Origin of the sequence: Actinomadura chokoriensis, from assembly GCF_039529475.1 — a bacterium.
In the GTDB taxonomy this organism is placed as follows: Bacteria; Actinomycetota; Actinomycetes; order Streptosporangiales; family Streptosporangiaceae; genus Spirillospora; species Spirillospora bangladeshensis.
The window spans coordinates 44,740-61,877 of record NZ_BAAAMW010000027.1 but is presented as its reverse complement, the minus strand read 5'-3'; the positions used below and the strand labels follow the sequence as shown (position 1 = coordinate 61,877).

At 69.3% G+C, this 17,138-nt stretch carries 15 protein-coding genes; 4 read left to right on the top strand and 11 right to left on the bottom strand.

The annotated features are described in order from the left end of the window. Nucleotides 1-102: 102 nt before the first annotated feature. Nucleotides 103-678 carry a TetR/AcrR family transcriptional regulator gene (locus ABFX46_RS36915; RefSeq protein ID WP_346048630.1) on the bottom strand — a complete coding sequence of 192 codons (576 nt, stop codon included), beginning with the start codon at nt 676-678 and terminating at the stop codon, nt 103-105. 64 nt (nt 679-742) lie between these two features. Here ABFX46_RS36915 and ABFX46_RS36910 point away from each other — a divergent pair, with 64 nt between their 5' ends. Next, a complete protein-coding gene (locus ABFX46_RS36910) occupies nt 743-1,381 on the top strand; it encodes a TetR/AcrR family transcriptional regulator (RefSeq protein ID WP_346048629.1) in 639 nt (212 codons plus the stop codon). Here the strand turns inward: ABFX46_RS36910 and ABFX46_RS36905 are convergent. The 4 genes from ABFX46_RS36905 to ABFX46_RS36890 form a co-directional block, all read right to left on the bottom strand. After that, complete coding sequence (locus tag ABFX46_RS36905; RefSeq protein WP_428831353.1) at nt 1,343-2,143, bottom strand: YwiC-like family protein; 801 nt, start codon at nt 2,141-2,143, stop codon at nt 1,343-1,345. The two genes, ABFX46_RS36910 and ABFX46_RS36905, sit on opposite strands and share 39 nt — an antisense overlap. Nucleotides 2,144-2,433: 290 nt before the next feature. Further along, nucleotides 2,434-4,716 carry a TSUP family transporter gene (locus ABFX46_RS36900; RefSeq protein WP_346048628.1) on the bottom strand — a complete coding sequence of 761 codons (2,283 nt, stop codon included), beginning with the start codon at nt 4,714-4,716 and terminating at the stop codon, nt 2,434-2,436. Further along, complete coding sequence (locus ABFX46_RS36895; RefSeq protein ID WP_346048627.1) at nt 4,713-5,300, bottom strand: rhodanese-like domain-containing protein; 588 nt, start codon at nt 5,298-5,300, stop codon at nt 4,713-4,715. Before ABFX46_RS36895 ends, ABFX46_RS36900 begins: the two co-directional genes overlap by 4 nt. A 262-nt stretch (nt 5,301-5,562) precedes the next feature. Continuing rightward, a complete protein-coding gene (locus ABFX46_RS36890) occupies nt 5,563-7,683 on the bottom strand; it encodes an MMPL family transporter (protein ID WP_346048626.1) in 2,121 nt (706 codons plus the stop codon). Between the two features lie 164 nt (nt 7,684-7,847). Here ABFX46_RS36890 and ABFX46_RS36885 point away from each other — a divergent pair, with 164 nt between their 5' ends. Then, the gene (locus ABFX46_RS36885; protein ID WP_346048625.1) at nt 7,848-8,453 is read left to right on the top strand and encodes a TetR/AcrR family transcriptional regulator; all 606 of its coding nucleotides are present in this window, start codon (nt 7,848-7,850) and stop codon (nt 8,451-8,453) included. A 476-nt stretch (nt 8,454-8,929) separates the two neighbouring features. On the opposite strand, the gene ABFX46_RS36880 is transcribed toward ABFX46_RS36885, so the two are convergent. Next, entirely contained in the window at nt 8,930-9,568 is a 639-nt protein-coding gene (locus tag ABFX46_RS36880; RefSeq protein ID WP_346048624.1) for a hypothetical protein, read from the bottom strand. Nucleotides 9,569-9,731: 163 nt separating this feature from the next. Further along, complete coding sequence (locus tag ABFX46_RS36875; protein ID WP_346048623.1) at nt 9,732-10,127, bottom strand: MerR family transcriptional regulator; 396 nt, start codon at nt 10,125-10,127, stop codon at nt 9,732-9,734. A gap of 152 nt (nt 10,128-10,279) precedes the next feature. Here ABFX46_RS36875 and ABFX46_RS36870 point away from each other — a divergent pair, with 152 nt between their 5' ends. Continuing rightward, nucleotides 10,280-11,233 carry an alpha/beta hydrolase family protein gene (locus ABFX46_RS36870; protein WP_346048622.1) on the top strand — a complete coding sequence of 318 codons (954 nt, stop codon included), beginning with the start codon at nt 10,280-10,282 and terminating at the stop codon, nt 11,231-11,233. Between the two features lie 398 nt (nt 11,234-11,631). Here the strand turns inward: ABFX46_RS36870 and ABFX46_RS36865 are convergent, their stop codons facing one another. Together ABFX46_RS36865 and ABFX46_RS36860 are read right to left on the bottom strand one after the other, a co-directional pair. Next, a complete protein-coding gene (locus ABFX46_RS36865; protein ID WP_346048621.1) occupies nt 11,632-12,000 on the bottom strand; it encodes a hypothetical protein in 369 nt (122 codons plus the stop codon). Between the two features lie 31 nt (nt 12,001-12,031). After that, on the bottom strand, nt 12,032-14,413 hold the full coding sequence (locus tag ABFX46_RS36860; protein ID WP_346048619.1) for a nitric-oxide reductase large subunit: 2,382 nt from the start codon (nt 14,411-14,413) through the stop codon (nt 12,032-12,034). Between the two features lie 225 nt (nt 14,414-14,638). Between ABFX46_RS36860 and ABFX46_RS36855 the strand changes: the two genes are divergently transcribed. Continuing rightward, nucleotides 14,639-15,439, top strand: coding sequence for a class I SAM-dependent methyltransferase (locus tag ABFX46_RS36855; RefSeq protein WP_346048618.1), 801 nt, complete (start codon nt 14,639-14,641; stop codon nt 15,437-15,439). 307 nt (nt 15,440-15,746) lie between these two features. On the opposite strand, the gene ABFX46_RS36850 is transcribed toward ABFX46_RS36855, so the two are convergent. Both ABFX46_RS36850 and ABFX46_RS36845 read right to left on the bottom strand, forming a co-directional pair. Further along, nucleotides 15,747-16,169, bottom strand: a complete 423-nt coding sequence (locus ABFX46_RS36850; RefSeq protein ID WP_346048617.1) for a hypothetical protein — start codon at nt 16,167-16,169, stop codon at nt 15,747-15,749. A 12-nt stretch (nt 16,170-16,181) separates the two neighbouring features. Further along, nucleotides 16,182-16,514, bottom strand: a complete 333-nt coding sequence (locus ABFX46_RS36845) for a helix-turn-helix domain-containing protein (protein WP_346048616.1) — start codon at nt 16,512-16,514, stop codon at nt 16,182-16,184. Nucleotides 16,515-17,138: the final 624 nt, after the last annotated feature.

Below are 17,138 nucleotides of genomic sequence, written 5' to 3'. Positions count from 1 at the left end.
GTGTATCATTTTGTGCAGATGCCGATGTTGGTGGTGAAGCGCGGAAGGAGGCGGGTCATGCCGGTTTCGACGCTGCCCGCTGCGCTCGTGGTGAGGCGTGGCTCACCGTGCTGCCGCGACACCCTCGATGAGCGTGCTGAAGACCAGATCGGCGATCGCGGTGTCGGATGTCGCAGGTGAGGTCCCCACCGCGGCTGCGAGGGTCGCCGCCGTCATGGTCAGCACCCAGGTGGCGGGGACATCGGCGCGGAGGGAGCCGGCCTGCTGCCCGCGTTCGATGACATGGAGCACGGGTGCGAGGAGTTCGGCGCGTTCGCCCACGAACTCCGGATCCAGAATGTTCCCCTCGGCCAGGATCGCCCGGAAGCGCAGACCGAGAGGGACGAGGGCGTCCACGGCCCGGCGGAGGGCGTCCAGCGCTGGCCCTTCGTCCAGCCGGGCGGCGGTGAGGGCCAGGCGCGCGCGCTCGAGCAGTTCGGCGCGCATCGCCTCGATCAACTCGCCGCGGCTGCTGAAGTGCCGGTACACCGTCGCGCGCGTGAGCTGCGCGGCCCGTGCCACCTCCATCATCGACGCGCCCGGGTTCTGCGCCAGGGCCTCGGCTGCGGCCTCCAGCAGTGCACGGCGGTTGCGCCGTACATCGCTGCGCTCGCGCGGGAGGGGTGGTCGGGTCGGCACACCTCCTTATTAGCAGAGGACGTCGACGCAATCGGCGGTGACGGCGGGAGAGGGGAGTTCACCGATGGCACGCACCGGCAGGCGCCCGGGGGAGTCGACCACCCTGGCGGCGATCCTGACAGCGGCCCGCCACGCGTTCTCGGTGAGGGCCTACGACGCGGTGACGATCCGGTGGATCGCAGCAGCCGCCGGTGTGGACCCCGCTTTGATCCACTACCACTTCGGGACGAAGGAACGGCTGTTCAGGGCCATCGTCCAAGAGGCGCTGCCGCCGGCCGATCTGCTGGCGCGAGCGTTCGCCGATGGTCGTGTGGTTTCCGGCGAGGAGTTGGTGAGGCGTTTCCTCGTGCTCTGGGAACGGGGCGATGGCGCCGCCGCCGGGACGCTGCTGCGCAGCGCCATGACGGGCGAGTCGGGTGCGCGGCTGGCCGGCGAGATCGTCTTGCCCGTCGTGACGGATGCGTTGTCGCGGACGACGGGGACGCCGCCCCTCGGCCTTCCCATGCGCGCGGCCCTGGTCGCGGCACAGATCTGCGGTCTGGTCGTCGCCCGCTACGTCCTGGAACTCCAGCCGCTGGCCGGAGCCTCCCATGAGGAGGTGGCGGTCGCCGTCGGACCCGCCCTGCAGTGGTACCTCACCGGTGATCTTCCCGGAGCGGGCCGGTCAGGTTGTGGCGGCGACCGCCGCCAGGAGGAGGACTGACGAGGCCACCTCGATGATTCCGATCTGCTTTGCCGAGTAGCGGCGGCGGCGGAGCACGACCGCGCGGGCCAGGTACCAGGTGAAGGGGAGGGCGTACACCGGGTTCAGCCAGGCAGCAAGGGCGGCCGCGCCCGCGTGGAACCCGACCGAAGCGCCGAACAGCCTCGCGCTATCCCGTTCGCGGATGCACGACTTGACGAAAAGGACCGTCCCGGCGAAATACAGGAACGTTATCGCGACGACTTCGTTGGCCGTCCATGGAGATTCGCCGGCGACCATCGCGACCACGGGCACGATGAGGGTGGCCGCTGCGACCGAAACCAACCCGTTCAGGAGCGCCCGGTCGTCGCGGCGTGCCGCGAACAGACCGTTGACCAGCAGCGCTGTTGCGAAGATCGGGGCGAAGACCAGCAGTTCCGGGCGCATGAGCAGGACTACCGCCCCGGCGGCTGCCGCCGTCCCGCCGTAGACGAGGACTTGGCGACGGAACCTGCTGAGCCGACGGGTCTTGACCGAGAGCAGCGCATAGTACGACAGCAGGTAGCCGGCGATCCAGGTGACCAGCAGCGGCAGGGCGGGCCAGGAGAAGCCGGCGGTGAGCAGGCCCGCCAGGTACGGGACGAGCAGCATGGCCCAAGCGCCATGCTGCGGCGGGATCCACTGGCGCCTGCGGTGCGCAGGTGCCCTGCCCGAGGCCGCGTGGCGAGAGCGTGTGCGCCGGCGTCGCGCTTCTGGCGCCGGAGATCCGGTGCTGCTCGCCATCTGTCCCCCGGAGGTGGTGCGCCGTGGACGGGACCCGCAGGCCCGAGTATCCCGACCCGGTTAATACATTCTGGCTAGGCAAAAACTAGGTTAGTTCTGGGTGAATTACCAATCAGCGCGGCGCTCGCCGGCGATCGGCCGGCACAGGCAGGCGGCGATGGTGATCCCGGCGGTTTCTCCGCCGGGATCAAGGCGCGGTGTCGGCTCAGGGAGGTGGAGGACTTGAGGAACTTCCTACCCGGAGAGGTGGCCCTGACGGGGCGGACCCGGCAGGACGGGGCGGGCACCGATCAGGTCTCGGCCGGGGCGTAGGCGGCGGCCCAGGCTCCATAGCCGCCGAGTAGGTCGGCGACCTGAGTGCGGCCGGATCGGCGCAGCAGGCTCGCGGCGGCCGAGGAGCGGGCGCCGCCTGCGCAGTGGACGACGATCCGCCGGGCGGCCGGGAGGGTGTCCATGCGCTCGGGCAGCTCGGCCAGCGGGATGTTGACCGATCCCTCGATGGCGCCGGCCGTCAGTTCGCCGGCGTTGCGGACGTCGATCAGCAGTGGCGGCTCGGCGCCGTCGAGTTCGTCGCGCAGCTCGGCGAAGGTGACCCGCTCGGCTTGGGTGATGTTCCCCTCGGGTGCTCGTGTGAAGGCGTCCTCGGGGTCCGCCAGGTAGCCGGCGGCGGTGTCCAGGCCGATCCGGGCGAGGCGGGTGATGATCTCCTCTGCGCGGCCGTCGGGGGCGATCACGACGATCTCCCGCCCGGGTTCGATGAGCATGCCGGCCTGCTCGGCGAACCGGCCGTCGGCGGGGATGTTGATCGAGCCGGCGAGGTGGCCGGCGGCGAACTCCTGCGGGTCGCGGGCGTCGACGACCACCGCACCGGCGTCGCGGCGCGCCAGGACGTCGCCGAACCGCAGCTCACGCAGGTGCTCCTCGACCTTCAGCAGTTCCCGCTCCTTGCGGTTGAGGATCGCGTCGTAGCCGAAGTAGTTCGGGGCGGGGGGCTGGCCTTCGGTGACGATGTCGACGAATTCGCGCTCGCCCATGGGCACGCAGGCGTAGTTGCTCAGCCGCTGCGCGCCGATGGTGGACTGGAGTTCGGTCGACAGGTTCTTGCCGCAGGCCGAGCCGGCCCCGTGCGCGGGGAAGAGCCTGGTCTGGTCGGGCAGCGCCATCAGCTTGTGCTGGACGGTGTCGTAGAGCATCCTGCCGAGCTCGTCGGCGGTGACGCCGATGGAGGCCAGCAGGTCCGGGCGTCCGACGTCGCCAATGAACAGGGCGTCCCCGGTCAGGACGCCGTAGGGCGTGCCGTCGCCGGAGTGCTCGAAGACCAGGACGCTGATCGACTCGGGAGTGTGCCCCGGGGTCTCCAGGATCTCCAAGGTCACCTCGCCGAGGCTGATGCGCTCGCGGTCGTGCAGCTTTCGGATCGGGAACTCCGCCTCGGCGCGGGCACCGTAGCCGATCCACGCCCCGGTGCGGGCCGCCAGTTCGAGGTGGCCGGAGATGAAGTCGGCGTGGAAGTGGGTGTTGATCACGCCCTCGATGTGCAGGCCGTTGGCTGCAGCGTCGTCGAGGTACTCGGAGACGTCCCGGCGCGGGTCGACGACGACGGCGCGTCCGGTCCGCTTGTCGCCGATCAGGTAGGACGCCTGGGACAGGCACTCCAGGTAGTGCTGGGCGAAGTACATCGGCGTCTGCATCGCTTCGGTTTCCTTTCGCGGATCACTGGCAGTGAGGGCGGCGGTCCTGCGCCGGGACCGCCGGATGGTCGAGGTGAATGCCCAGATGAGGGCGACGAGGGCGACGGCCGCCAGGAAGAACGGCCGGGTCTGCGCGGGAAGCTCCTGCGCGACCACGAAGACCGACATCACCAGGACGAACCAGCCGAAGGCCTTGCGCAGCCGCTCGGGATCGGTCTTTCCTGCCAGCCGGGAGCCCAGCAGGCCGCCGACGGCCGCCAGCGCGGTGACCGACAGGGCGAGCGTCCAGTCGATGTGCACGCTCTGCAGGTAGCCCGCCAGTCCCGCGAAGGACTTCATCGCGATGACCAGCAGGGAGGTGCCGACGGCGATCGGCATCGGCAGTCCGCCGAGCAGGGCGAGGGCGGGCACCACCAGGAAGCCGCCTCCTGCGCCGACCAGCCCGGTGACCAGGCCGACCACCGCGCCCTCAAGGAGGATCCTGACGAGCGGCCTGTTCCCGACCCGGTGAGCGGGGTCGGGCTCCTTCCGGCCGCGCAGCATCGCGCCGGCCGTGACGGTCATCATGATTCCGAAGGCGATCAGCAGCACGTTCGCCGGGACGAACGCGGCGAGTCGGCCTCCGGCATAGGCGCCGGCCATGCCCGCGGAGCCGAACAGCAGGCCGGTGCGCCACCGGATCCGGCCGGCCCGCGCGTGCGGGACGGCCCCCACCACGCTCGTCACGCCCACGACGAACAGCGACATGGCGATCGCCTGCTTGGCGTCGACGCCGGCCAGGTAGATCAGCACCGGGGTGGTGAGAATCGAGCCGCCTCCGCCGAACACCCCCAGCGTGACGCCGATCAGCACCGCCGCGGCGAGCGTGAGCACGAGGGTCATACCGGTCGCCCCTCGTTCGCCAACTGGGCGCTGATCGTGCGGAAATCGCAGCTGGCGCCGCGGTTGAAGGGCAGCTTGGACAGCAGCATCCCCATCGCGCAGGTGTTGGTGAGCGCCGCGAACGTCAGGCCGCCGCCGATGAAGGCCGCCACCCACTCCAGTCCGGGCACGGCCACACTGCCCGCCACGGCCGCCAGCACGATCGTCCCGGCGACGAACCGGACCTGACGCTCCAGATCCCAGCGGTCGCGCCCGTCCCGGCTGAGGGGCGCCCCGGCCGCCTCCCAGGCCGTGATCCCCCCTTCCAGCACGCGGGTGTTGCGCAGGCCCGCCTCGGCCAGCGCCTGCTCGCCCTGCCCGGCTCGGACACCGGAGCGGCAGATCAGCACGACGTCCTCGTCCAGGTGGCGACACAGTTCGTCGCGGTGCTCCCGGAGCATGTCGAGCGGCACGTTGTAGGAGCCGGGGATGTGGGCCGTGGCGAACTCACCCGGCGTTCGCACATCGAGGAGGCGGGGCGGCGTGGGGCCGTCCAGCCGGGCGCGCAGGCTCGCGGCGTCCAGTCGCGTGGGCATGTCGTTCATCGGGCCTCTTTCAACTCGGTACAAGACGGGGCCGTCCGGCCATGTCAGATACCCCCCGGGGTATCCATTGCGCCAAGGTAGCCGAAGAACGGGCGATCTGCCAAATACCCCCGGGGGTGTCCTGGTCGTGAGCAGGCGGATGCTCCGCCGCGCCTGCAGCTACGACAAACCCGCTTGACCAGCACGCCCGCCCCGTAGCACCGGTGGTCTCCGCGGGCTGGGGCGCGGACCCATCCGGTAGTTCCGCGCCACGCGGAAACCCTCACCCCAGCGCCGCATGCTCCCGGTCACCGGTGCCCGCAGACCGCCGTGCGGCCGCCCTGCCCGGCAGCCACCAGGCGGACCGGCCCAGTACGGTGAGCACCGCGGGGACCAGCACCAGCATTGCCAGCAGGGCGTACAGGGCGATGGCGGTCGCCAGTCCGAAGCCGAACAGATTCACCACCCGCTGGTCGTTGAGGACGAAGCCGGCGAAGACGGCGACCATCACCGAGGCCGCCGCCAGGATCACCCTCGCGGTCGAGGCCACCCCGCTGACGACCGCGCCCCGCGCGTCCGCGGTTCGCAGGTAGTCCTCGTGGATCCGGCTGAGCAGGAACACCGCGTAGTCGGTGGACAGGCCGAACAGGACCGCGAACAGCATCACCGGTGCGAACGACTCCACGGGACCGGGTTGCGCGCCGATCAGGCCGGCCGGCCACCAGCCCCACTGGAAGACCGCGACGACCGGCCCGTACGCCGCGCCGACGGCGAGCAGGTTCATCAGCACCGCGACGGCGGGCACCGCCAGCGACCTGAACTCCACCAGCAGCAACAGGAAGGCCAGCCCCACGACCAGGAGCATGAACCAGCCCATCCTGGCGCCTAGCCGGTCGGCCAGGTCGATGCTCGTCGCGGTCGCGCCGCCGACATGCGCTTCGGCGCGGGGCGCGGCGTCCGGCAGCACGACGTTCCGCAGAGTGTGCACCAGCCGCTCAGTGCCTTCGGCATCGGGCGACCCGGTCGGGACGACGGTCAGCACCGCGGTGCGCCCCTGGGCATCGGGCCGCGGCGGCAGCACCCGCTCCACTCCGTCCGTCCGGGCGATCGTGGCGCGCAGACCGGCCGCCTCTCGTGGCGCCAGGCCATCCTGCCTGTAGTCCACGGTGATCAGCAGCGGGCCCGTCCAGCCGGGCCCGAACGCCTCGTCGACCAGGTCGTACGCCTGCCGCTGGGTGCTGCCGGGCTGCTGCGAGCCGCCGTCGGCGGTGCCGAGCCGCAGCGAACCCAGCGGCAAAGCGAGCAGCGCGAACGCGCCGACCGCGAGGACGATCGCGGCCCAGCGGAACCGGGCCACGGTGCGGACCCAGCCGGCGCCGAACCCGTGCGCGGCCCGTCGCCGGCCGATCCGCAGCCGGTCCAGGCCGCGTCCGAACACGGCGAGCAGCGCCGGCAGCAGCGTCACCGAGGCCAGCAGCGTGGCCGCCACGGTCACCGCGCTCGCCAGCCCGAGGGCGGATACGAACGGCACCCCGATCGCGTACAGGCTGAGGATGGCCACGATCACCGTCGTGCCCGCCACCAGCACCGACCGTCCTGCCGTGGCCATCGCCGCGGCGATCGCCTCGTGCGGGGCGAGGCCGCGCGCCATCTCCTCACGATGACGCGTCACCACCAGCAGCGCGTAGTCGATCCCCACCCCGAGACCGATCATGGCGGCCACCACCGGCCCGGACGTCCCGATCGTCATCGGACCGGACAGCAGCGTGATCACTGACAGCCCGACGCCCACGCCCGCCAACGCGGTGAGAATCGGCACCAGCATCGCCGCCAGCGACCCGAAGGCGATCAACAGCACCAGAACCGCCGCGATCAGGCCGTAGATCTCCTGACCGGACGGCCCGGACTCCGCCTGGACCACCGGCCCGCCGAAAGCGACCTCGACCCCGGGCTCGCGTACCGGAGCGAATGCCTCCTGCGCCCGCCGGACGGAGTCCTCGGGAATGTCCTTGGCCCGCCCGGTGAACTGGACGGTCGCGATGGCCGTGCGGCCGTCATCGGACACCATGCTCGGGGGCTGCCCGAAGGGTGACCGAGCCGCCGCCACGTCCGACTGATGCCGGACCTCCGCGACCCCGGCCTCGACCTTCCTCTGCACCTCCGGGGAGATCGCCCCCGTGCCGCTGCGGATCACGACCTGCATGCCGTCCCCGGACAGATCCGGGAACCGCGCCCGCAGCGTGTCGTAGGCGGCCTGCGAATCGGCCCCCGAGAGCGTCAGGTCATTGCTGAACGAGCCCCCGAACGCGCGGCCGGCCGCCACCACGCCGAGGACCAGTAGAACCCATACGGCCAGCACCCACCACCGGTGCCGGGCCGAGAAGCGACCAAGAGTCGCGAGCACGGCGCCACCTCCTTGAAGGAACGTGTGTATAGACGCATGTTATACACATGTGTAGACACGTGTTCCACCTCATGGTCGGGCGGCCGGTATGCCGAGGTGGCGGTAGATTCATCTCAGCCCACGTGCGCGGATGCGCACCGACTCGCGACCGCCGGAGGACCTAGATGACCATTCGGTCACCCGGCTTCGGCCGCACCCGCCAAGACAGCCGCGAGCGCGTCCGCACGCAGCTGCTCGACACAGCGCTGCGTCTGTTCGCCGAGCACGGCTACATCGGTGTGCGGGTCGAGGACATCGCCAAGGAGGCCGGTGTCTCCCGCGCGACCTTCTACAAGCACTTCGCCGAACGCGAGGAGATCCTCGCCGAACTGTTCGCCCGCCTCGTCAAGGACCGGCCCGTTCCCACGCCGCCCGGCGAGGACACCGAGGCACTGCCCCGCATCCGTGAACTCCTCACCACCGCGGCCACCCGGATGGCGGCCGACGAGCAACTCGCCAAGTTCGTCTACACGCTCCCGATCCGGCACGCCGCACTGCTCGGCGAGGGCGCCCGCCCGCCCGTCATGGAACAGGTGGAATGGCTCATCGAACGCGGCGCCGCCGCCGGTGCCGTACGGACCGACATCCCACCGACCCTCGTCACCGCCCAGATCGCCCGCACCTACGAGGCCGCCATGCGCGACTGGGCCGAGGAACGGACGTCCGACGTGGCCGAACACCTGGCGCTACTACTTGACCTGTCGTTCAACGGAATCCACGTCACCGTATGACCTGCCGGTCCTGCCAGGTGACTCAAACGAAGAGTGTTGGCGGGCCGAGCATCTTCATTTGCGTAGAAGAGCCTTACCAGTTGATCCAGGCGGGCTGCGAGTCGCAGTCTGGGTGGCCGCCGCCGTCAGCGCCGCGCCGCGCCGCGATCAGTGTGGCCGGCGCGTGCGCAAAACGCACCAGCCCCTTCCCGACCCCGAACCGATCCGGCTCGTGGCCACCGCAGACATGGCCGGTGATGCACCGAATTGAGCCCGCAAGTCGGCTGGAAGCAACAGAAGAAGGAAGGAGGGGAGAACCTAGCGGTGAGAACCTGGGCAAACTCGCGTTCGTCTATTAGAGCTGGTGGGTTGCGCCGGTTCCAACTCACAATCTCTGGATTAATAGCCATGTCACATCGGACGGTTGTCTGAATTCCAGATTTTCCCGTGCCGCCACATCTCGCTCCTGCGCTTCGAACCGATGAGCAGATGTCTGCTCACCACATGAAGATGAAGAGCGTCCCGGAAGTGAGGACCATCGCGGCCAACATCCCCGCCGCGAAGGCAATCTGCGTACTGCTAAGGCCAGGCAGGTCATCGTCATACGCGTGGCGCCGAACGCGGGCGTTGGGCAAGGGGGCCGAACAGTGCAGGCTTGGCCTTCCCTCCACCAAGCAGCTCAGGACGAGGCGCTGCCGTCGACCGATCAGTGCCGGACCGATCAGCAGTGCGGTGGCGTCGACACGTGCCGGTGGGATCGGAGTCGCCGAGGCCGAGTCAGTGGCGGTCACCTGCAGGAGTTCCACTATCTGCACTCTCAAGTCCAGGCGGATCGGCTCATCGTTGTCGAACGCTGCCCGCGGTATGTCACGGCGGCCCCGGCCGGCCAGTACGACCTCGACCAGATGGGGATGTTCCAGGCTGATGCCGCGGTGCCGGAGTTCCAGGTCATCGCGGACGCCGTCAGGTGCGGTGAGCAAGGGTACGACGGTGCGTAGTCCATACGCCAACTGCTGGCGTGTGAACCGGGTCAGATAAGTGACGGCCACTGTGGCAATCCCGACGAGGAGCGCGACTACGACGGCCGCCGCAGACCAGAACGTCCCGGAGTTGTACCACTCGCCCGCATTTGACATACCCCGTATCCAACCGCGTGGGGCGGGTAACCGTCGGACGATGCCCAGAACCGGGCCGTACTGACGCAACACTCTGGTGGGGCACTCACCCCGGGGTCTGGACGGCCGGGTGCCCGGCTGCAGTCTTCTTCCTGGTCTCGGGGTGCCGCTGAGGCCCTTCGTCCTACCTTGGGGTTTGCGGGGCTTCCTGACCACCACGGCAGGACCGGCCGGTGAGCATATTGGTGCTGGCGCCGGTGATGACTGAGTCGAGCCGGTCGCGGGTGTCGGTCAGGTCGGCGATCTGCCGGTCGATGTCATCGCGTTGGACGGCCAGCCGGGCGAGCAGTTCGGGCGTGGCACGGCCGTCGACGACGCACGGGATGAGCTCGGCAATCGTCTTGCTGGACAGCCCGGCTCCGTACAACTGCTGGATCAGCCGGACCCGGTCGACCGCGCCATCAGGGAATTGGCGCTGACCGCTGGAGCTGCGTTCGGCGGCGAGCAGGCCCTGCTGCTCGTAGTACCGCAGGGAGCGCACGCTGACTCCCGTCCTGGCGGCGAGATCCCCGATGCGCATCCGGCCCCTCCGTGATGTGCGGCACACACCTTTGCCTCTGACATCAATGTCAGGTTTTAGCGTACCTGGGGCGAGTTGATCGCCCACCCCCTCGTCCGGCCGCGAACCGCCACGGTCCGGCCACGGTATGAACCCCGAGGATGGAAACACCCATGACGACGTCCGCTACCGCAGTGACTGGCATCACCGGCGCCCTCGCCGCCACCCCGATCGTCTCGGTCAAACCGATCGTGCTGCCCGCCCCCGAGCGCGGCCAGGACCTGCACGTGCGCGTGTCCGCGCCGATCACCGGTCGTGACCTTCCCATCGTCCTGTTCGCGCACGGCTTCGGCTCCGATCTGGACGGCTACGCACCCCTGACCGACTACTGGGCCGCCCACGGCTTCGTGGTGGTCCAGGCCACCCACCTGGACTCCAGAAGGGTGAACCTCGCCGCGGACGACCCCCGCAAGCCCCAACTGTGGCGGACCCGCGTCGCCGACATGAAACGCATCCTCGACGACCTCGACGTGCTGGAGGCCGCCGTCCCCGGCCTGGCCGGACGCATGGACCGCCGCCGCATCGCCGCGGCCGGGCATTCCTTCGGCGGCGCCACCGCCGCGGTCCTCCTGGGCCTGCGCGTCACCGACCCGCGGACCGGGGTCGCCGACGACCTGTCCGACCCGCGGGTCACGGCGGGCGTCCTGCTCGCCACGGCCGGGAGGGGCGGCGACCATCTGACCCCTTACGCCGCGCAGAACCTGCCCTGGCTGCGAGAGGTGGACTTCTCCCACCTCACCGCACCGGCCCTCGTGGTCGCCGGCGACAAGGACCACCTCCCGGTGACCACCCGGGGACCAGAATGGACCACCGAGCCCTACACCTTCAGCCCCGGCGACAAGAGCCTGCTCACCGTCTTCGGCGGCGAGCACCTCCTCGGCGGCATCTCCGGCTACGACGCCGCCGAGACCACCGACGAGAACCCCGAACGCGTCGCCCTCGTCCAGCAGGTCACCCTCGCCTACCTACGCCATGCCCTGGGTGTTGACAGCTCCACCTGGACCGCGGCGCAGGCAGCCCTCGCCGACACCGCGTCCCATCCCATGGGACGACTCGAATCCAAGTAAGGAGCCTGCCTCTGGGCGTCGCCTGGGAGTGGGGGTCTGCGGTGGCCAGGGGAGGACGAGGCTTGCCTATCAGTCGCCGCCACCCGGCACTGGTCTGTGGGAGGAGGTATCGAGCAGCCCGCCGCAGGTGAGGAGCTGGGTGTGCTGGAGACATCCGGGGGGTGGTGCGTCTGGCTGGTAGAACCTGGGTGTTTGCGCACCTGGGACGCTGGACCTGGATGTTCTCTGCCGAACTGCCGGCCTGGCAGCAGCAGGGCAGCTGTCGCTAGCGGGTCCGTCGCACCGAACGATCTCTGTTCTGGATGCCGCGGAGGTCTGCTGGGCGGTCTTGTGTCGGGTGCTGGGTGGTGCGTCTGCCAAAGGGGGCCCCGAGGGCCGGTGGGCCCTCGGGGCGGGTTTCACGGGTGGGTGTGGGGTTTGTGCGTGAAGGCGCGTAGCAGGAGGGTGGTGGTCGTGGCCGCGGCCAGGCCGGCGGTGCTCAGCAGTGCGATCTCGGCGGGGCGGTGATGGCGGGCCAGTTCGGCGATCACCAGGGTGACCGCGGACAGGGCTGTGATCAGCCCGATGAGGGTGTTGAGCCGGCCCGCTTCCGAATGTGGCCAGTCCGCCCGGCCGGTGGGTGGTGGTTCGGGTGCCTGCCGCCGGTGGGCGGCCAGGGCCCGGCTCCGCCAGGGCGAGGTGTCGATCTTCCCGAGCCGGTGGAGGCCGCCGGCCACGCCGACCAGTAGCAGCGCGTAGCAGGTGATGAAGACGGCTTCGGACCGCATGGCCGACTCCTTCCGATTCCTTCCGGGCTGCTCAGCTCTGCCCACTGGTGGCCTGGGGGTGGTCGATGACCTCGGTGAACAGGGCCAGTTCCGCTTCCTGCGGGACTCCGTCCGCGTCGGGGCCGGTGGGGACGGCCGCGGGTTGCGTGGCGCTGCCGCCGCTCTCGCCGGGCACGTGCCGTCCGCGGTGCCGGACGGCCTGCCAGGTCAGCCAGAGCAGGGGGAGGACTCCGCCGGTCATGAACAGCACGTCGCCGGGCAGCCGTAGCCATTCGAACAGGGCGTTGGTGGAGTTGCTGATGAACTCCAGGCTGCGGGCGTCGTAGTAGCCGATGTCCACCGAGTGGTAGAGCTGCAAGAAGCCGAGCGGCATCAGCGTGGCGAAGGACATCCAGGCCAGGCCGGCGTTCAGCGACCAGAAGCTGATGGAGGCCAACCGGTCCGACCAGTACTTCTCCGGCACCAGGTAGCGGAGCGCGAAGACCGCGAAGCCGACGGCGAGCATCCCGTAGACGCCCATCATCGCGGCATGGCTGTGGTTGGCGGTCAGCATCGTGCCGATCTCGTAGTAGGAGACGATCGGCAGATTGATCAGGAACCCGAACACGCCGGCGCCGAGGAAGTTCCAGAAGCCGACCGCGACGAGGAACATGACCGCCCAGCGGTGCGGGAAGGGCGTCGAGCTCTTGGACTCCTGCCGGGCGCCGAGCCGGATGAACGTCCACGCCTCGACGGTGAGGAAGGTCAGCGGGATGACCTCGAAGGCGGAGAAGAACGCGCCCAGTGCCAGCACTTCGGCCGGTTCGCCGTTGAAGTACCAGTGGTGCGCGGTCCCGATGACGCCGCCGACGCTGTAGAGGATGATGTCGAGGAAGACCACGCGCAGTGCGATCTTCTCCCTGACCACCCCGAGCAGCACGAAGATGTAGGCGACCATCACCGTGGTGAACAGTTCCAGGAAGTCCTCGACCCACAGGTGGACGACCATGAAACGCCAGAAGTCGGAGATGGCGTAGTTGGTGTCGTTGCTGGTCATCAGCCCGGCCGAGTAGACGATCGGGAGCGCCAGCGCGGCGAAGAAGAACAGCCAGGGCAGGTTGCTGCGGTGCTCTCCGGTGAGCCGGTGCCGCATGCCGCGCCACAGGATGACCACCCAGAACGCCATGCCGATGGTGAGGAGGATCTGCCAGAACTTGCCGAGGTCGAGGTACTCCCATCCCTGCATGCCGATCCACTTCCACAGGTCGCCGAAGGCGCCGTGGATGCCGGCGAGTTCGCCCAGCAGCGAGCCGACCACCACGATGACCAGCGCGCCGAGCAGCAGGTACGACAGCTTCGCCTGGCCCTCGGGGTCCCGGCGGCGGGTGATCATCGGGATGAGGAAGATCCCGGCGGCCAGGAAGCTGGTCGACACCCACAGCAGCGACAGCTGGACGTGCCAGGACCGCATCACGTTGTAGGGCAGCCAGCGGTCCAGCGGGATGCCGAAGAAGCTCTCCAGGTCGGCCCGGTAGTGCTGCGCGGCGGCCCCGGCGAACGTCTGAAGGAGGAACATCCCGGCCATCGCGAAGAAGAACCAGGCCATCGCCCGCTGGCTGGGCGTCAGCGGCACCGACCTGGGCTCCTTGAACCGCAGCTCGCGCTGGTCGCGGCCGTGCCAGCCGAGCCAGTTCCAGCGCCCGAACGCGGCGAACAGCGCACCGGTGCCGCCGATCAGCGCGATGAGGCTGATCACGCTCCACACCACGGTGGACCCGGTCGGCGAGTTGCCGACCAGCGGCTCGGCGGGCCAGTTGTTGGTGTAGCTGTACTGCTTGCTGGGACGCTCCACCGACGACGCCCAGGCGCTCCAGGCGAAGTAGGCGGTCAGCTGCCTGACCTGGGCCGGGTCGGTGATCGCCTCGGGGCGCAGCCCGGTCTTGCCCTCCGGCTGGGCGAAGAACTCGCTGTAGTGCCGGGTCAGCTCAGTGAAGGCGGCGGCCTGCGCGGCGGAGATGGTGAGGGTGCCGGACTTCTCGTCGTAGGAGTTGGTCCGGAAGTCTCTGATCGTCTGCTCCAGCGGTGTGTCGGTCCCGCCGTAGGAGCGGTTGACCAGCAGGGCCGCGCGGTGCAGGTAGTCGGCGGTGAAGTCGGGTCCGAGATAGCCGCCGTGCCCGAAGATCGAGCCGTACTCCATCAGCCCGTTCTTGAGGAAGACGTCCTGGCCGGCCATGACGTCGGCATGGGTGAACACGGTCCCGCCGCCGGCCGCGACGGTGCGTTCGGGAATCGGGGGAGTCGACCGGTAGCTCTGGAACCCCATCAGCACCAGGACGAAGAAGCCGAAAGCGGTGATGAGAGCGGCGGCCTGAACCCAGCCGCGGCCGATGAGCGGGTCGCGTCGCTTGAGGGGCGGTGCCGGTGACGCTGTCACGGAACCTCCAGTGGGGGGATTTTTACGGCTGGTGCTAGTTTTTACAGATGAAGGTGTAAGAAAAACAAGTCACTGGAAGCCGTGGGTCGAGAGACCTTGCCCACACGGGCGCGCGGCCGCAGGTGGCGCCTGTCGACCACCCGAACGGTGCGTCCCGATATCCCGGCGCGACCCGAACTAATTAGGTTAGGCTTGCCTAATAACCGCTGAGTCGAAGGAGTCACGGTGGACCAGCGACCGCACACCGTTCCCGCCTCGGGGCGTTCCAGTGAACAGGTTCAGGGGCACTGGCTCCTCGCACGGCTGGGCAAGAAGGTGCTCCGCCCGGGAGGCATCGCGCTGACCCGGCGCATGCTCGATCAGGCGGACATCCGCGGCTGCGACGTCGTGGAACTGGCGCCCGGGCTCGGACGCACCGCACAGGAGATCCTTGACCGGGGCCCGGCGGGGTATGTCGGTGTCGACCGTGATCCGGATGCTGCCGCCGGCGTCCAGGACGTGGTCGGTGCGCGCGGAACGGTGGAGGTCGCGGACGCCTCGGCGACCGGACTGCCCGATGCCAGCGCTGACGTCGTGGTCGGCGAGGCGATGCTCACGATGCAGGGCGACAAGGCCAAGCACGCGATCGTCGCCGAGGCCGCCCGGGTCCTGCGCCCCGGCGGACGGTACGCCATCCACGAACTCGGGCTCACCCCGGAGGCGATCGGCGACGAGGTCAAAACGCAGGTGCGGCAGGCGCTGGCCCGCAGCATCAAGGTCAACGCACGCCCGCAGACGACCCGAGAGTGGAAGACCGTTCTCCAGGAGCACGGCCTTGTAGTCGAGTGGGTCGAGACGGCCCCCATGGCGCTGCTGCAGTCACGGCGCCTCGTCTCAGACGAAGGACTGGTCGGAGCGCTGCGTTTCGGCAAGAACCTGCTCGTGCAAGCAGACGCCCGCCGACGCGTCCTCGACATGCGCCAGGTCTTCCAGCAACACCGCAAGTCACTCATCGCGGTAGCGCTCATCGCAAGAAAGAGCACCTGAGCGCCACCAGATCCCGGCCGCCACTCCCGCGGGCGCGGGGGCCGACGGCTTGGCCGTCACCACTGCGCAGCGGGACATGGAACCATCCCCGCGGGCGCGGGGCCGACGCGGGCTGGCCGGGCCATGACCTGGTGGCGGGGGAACCATCCCCGCGCGGGGATGGTTCCGCATCAGCGGAGAGCCGCTTCCCGGCAGTCCACTCGGCTCCGCGCCCGTGGGGATGGTTCGTGCACGGCCACGCCGGTGTGGCGAGGCCAGGACTTGGCCCCGCGCTTGCGGGGATGGTTCCGCACCGGGCGGCAGTCGATCAGCGGGCGCACCTCCAACCCGGCGGGCACGGATTTGTCGATCGTGACCAGGGACCTTTGAACTCGGTCGCGCGGTGGCGGCGGTGCAGTTCGGTGATGCCGGTGCCGTCGGCGATGTTGAAGGCGGCGAACAGGCTAGTGGTCCGTGCCGGACGTAGTCGTGGGTGCGCCGCTTGGGCATGCCCGGCATCATCGGCAGCACTGGTTGATCTGGCGAGGGCCTGCATCTGCGACTTCTCGTCCACGCACAGCACAACGGCTCGCTCGGGCGGATGATGGTAGAGCCCGACCACGTCCACGACCTCCTCCACAAAGAGCGGGGCGGTGGAGACCTTGAAGGTGTCGGCCCGGTGCGGCTTGAGATTGAATTGGCGCCAGATCCGCCCGGTGGTGGACTTGCTCAGCCCGGTGCGTTCGGCCATCGAGGCCCTCGACTAGTGCGTGGCGCCCGGCGGGTTCTGCTCCAAAGTGAGCGTGACCACCTCCTGGACCTTGTCCAGAGGCTCGAGGGCGGATGACCAGCGGGGCTCATCGGCCGGCCCGTGCTCAATGAACCGGCGGTGCCACTTGGCCACTGTCGGCGGCGAGACGCCCAACTCGGCGGCCACATGTGGCCGGAACGCCCCCGGACACCGCGTGGCAGCACCATCCGGCACCGCAATGCATACGCCTGCGTCGAAGTCGCCGCCCGCGCCCCACGCCCTGAGTTCCGCCCGCCCGGCCGTGGTCACCGAGAACGGTGCCTTCGGCCGTCCAGTCCTCGCCATTGGCTCAGCATAGATTTGCACAACGGATTTGAGGCGCAGAACACTAGTGCTGCAATGAGCGTAGGGCGACCGCCCCTAGCCCGGCCCGTGCAAGGCTCGCGAGACCGCTAAAAGGGCTAAGCACCGACGCTGCGGCGGGGCGGCAATGGCCCGGTGAATCCAGATGCAGCGAAGTAGCGCGCTGGCCTTGCCTGCACCGGCTTTCGGCGGGCCAAGGGCCGCTACGTTGCGCTCGCTAAGGACGATCAGGCGACCCGCGAGCAGGCCTCCTGCCTTTGGTCGAGGCGCTCTGGTGGGCGGTCAGCGCTGATGAGGAGTTCTTCAATGCCGATCGGTCCGGCTATCCCGGTCGCCGGGACGCCGACCCGGGCGGCTGTGTCATGTGGGGGACCATCTGAGCCCGTGACCGGTGCGGCCATCAACGCGCCCTGGCGGTAGAGAAGATGGGCTCCACCTACCCCAGACGTTATCCAAGGTCTGAGGCCTGGGGTAAGGGTGGCGCCGTCCTGCGTAAGAAAAGGAACGCGCTTGTGGTTGGGACGTGTAGATCAACCGTCGGGCCGGTTTTCGAGCCGAGCGGGCACTTGAACAGGTCATGGCGTGGGTCGACAGGCAGGCCGTCTG

What these genes read in the sequence shown, in the direction of transcription:
- ABFX46_RS36870 (WP_346048622.1), top strand. Translation starts at nt 10,280, where the DNA reads ATGACGACGTCCGCTACCGCAGTGACTGGCATCACCGGCGCCCTCGCC.
- ABFX46_RS36880 (WP_346048624.1), bottom strand. Translation starts at nt 9,568, where the DNA reads ATGTCAAATGCGGGCGAGTGGTACAACTCCGGGACGTTCTGGTCTGCG.
- ABFX46_RS36900 (WP_346048628.1), bottom strand. Translation starts at nt 4,716, where the DNA reads ATGACCCTCGTGCTCACGCTCGCCGCGGCGGTGCTGATCGGCGTCACG.
- ABFX46_RS36865 (WP_346048621.1), bottom strand. Translation starts at nt 12,000, where the DNA reads ATGCGGTCCGAAGCCGTCTTCATCACCTGCTACGCGCTGCTACTGGTC.
- ABFX46_RS36905 (WP_428831353.1), bottom strand. Translation starts at nt 2,143, where the DNA reads ATGGCGAGCAGCACCGGATCTCCGGCGCCAGAAGCGCGACGCCGGCGC.
- ABFX46_RS36845 (WP_346048616.1), bottom strand. Translation starts at nt 16,514, where the DNA reads ATGGCGAGGACTGGACGGCCGAAGGCACCGTTCTCGGTGACCACGGCC.
- ABFX46_RS36850 (WP_346048617.1), bottom strand. Translation starts at nt 16,169, where the DNA reads ATGGCCGAACGCACCGGGCTGAGCAAGTCCACCACCGGGCGGATCTGG.
- ABFX46_RS36875 (WP_346048623.1), bottom strand. Translation starts at nt 10,127, where the DNA reads ATGCGCATCGGGGATCTCGCCGCCAGGACGGGAGTCAGCGTGCGCTCC.
- ABFX46_RS36885 (WP_346048625.1), top strand. Translation starts at nt 7,848, where the DNA reads ATGACCATTCGGTCACCCGGCTTCGGCCGCACCCGCCAAGACAGCCGC.
- ABFX46_RS36895 (WP_346048627.1), bottom strand. Translation starts at nt 5,300, where the DNA reads ATGAACGACATGCCCACGCGACTGGACGCCGCGAGCCTGCGCGCCCGG.
- ABFX46_RS36910 (WP_346048629.1), top strand. Translation starts at nt 743, where the DNA reads ATGGCACGCACCGGCAGGCGCCCGGGGGAGTCGACCACCCTGGCGGCG.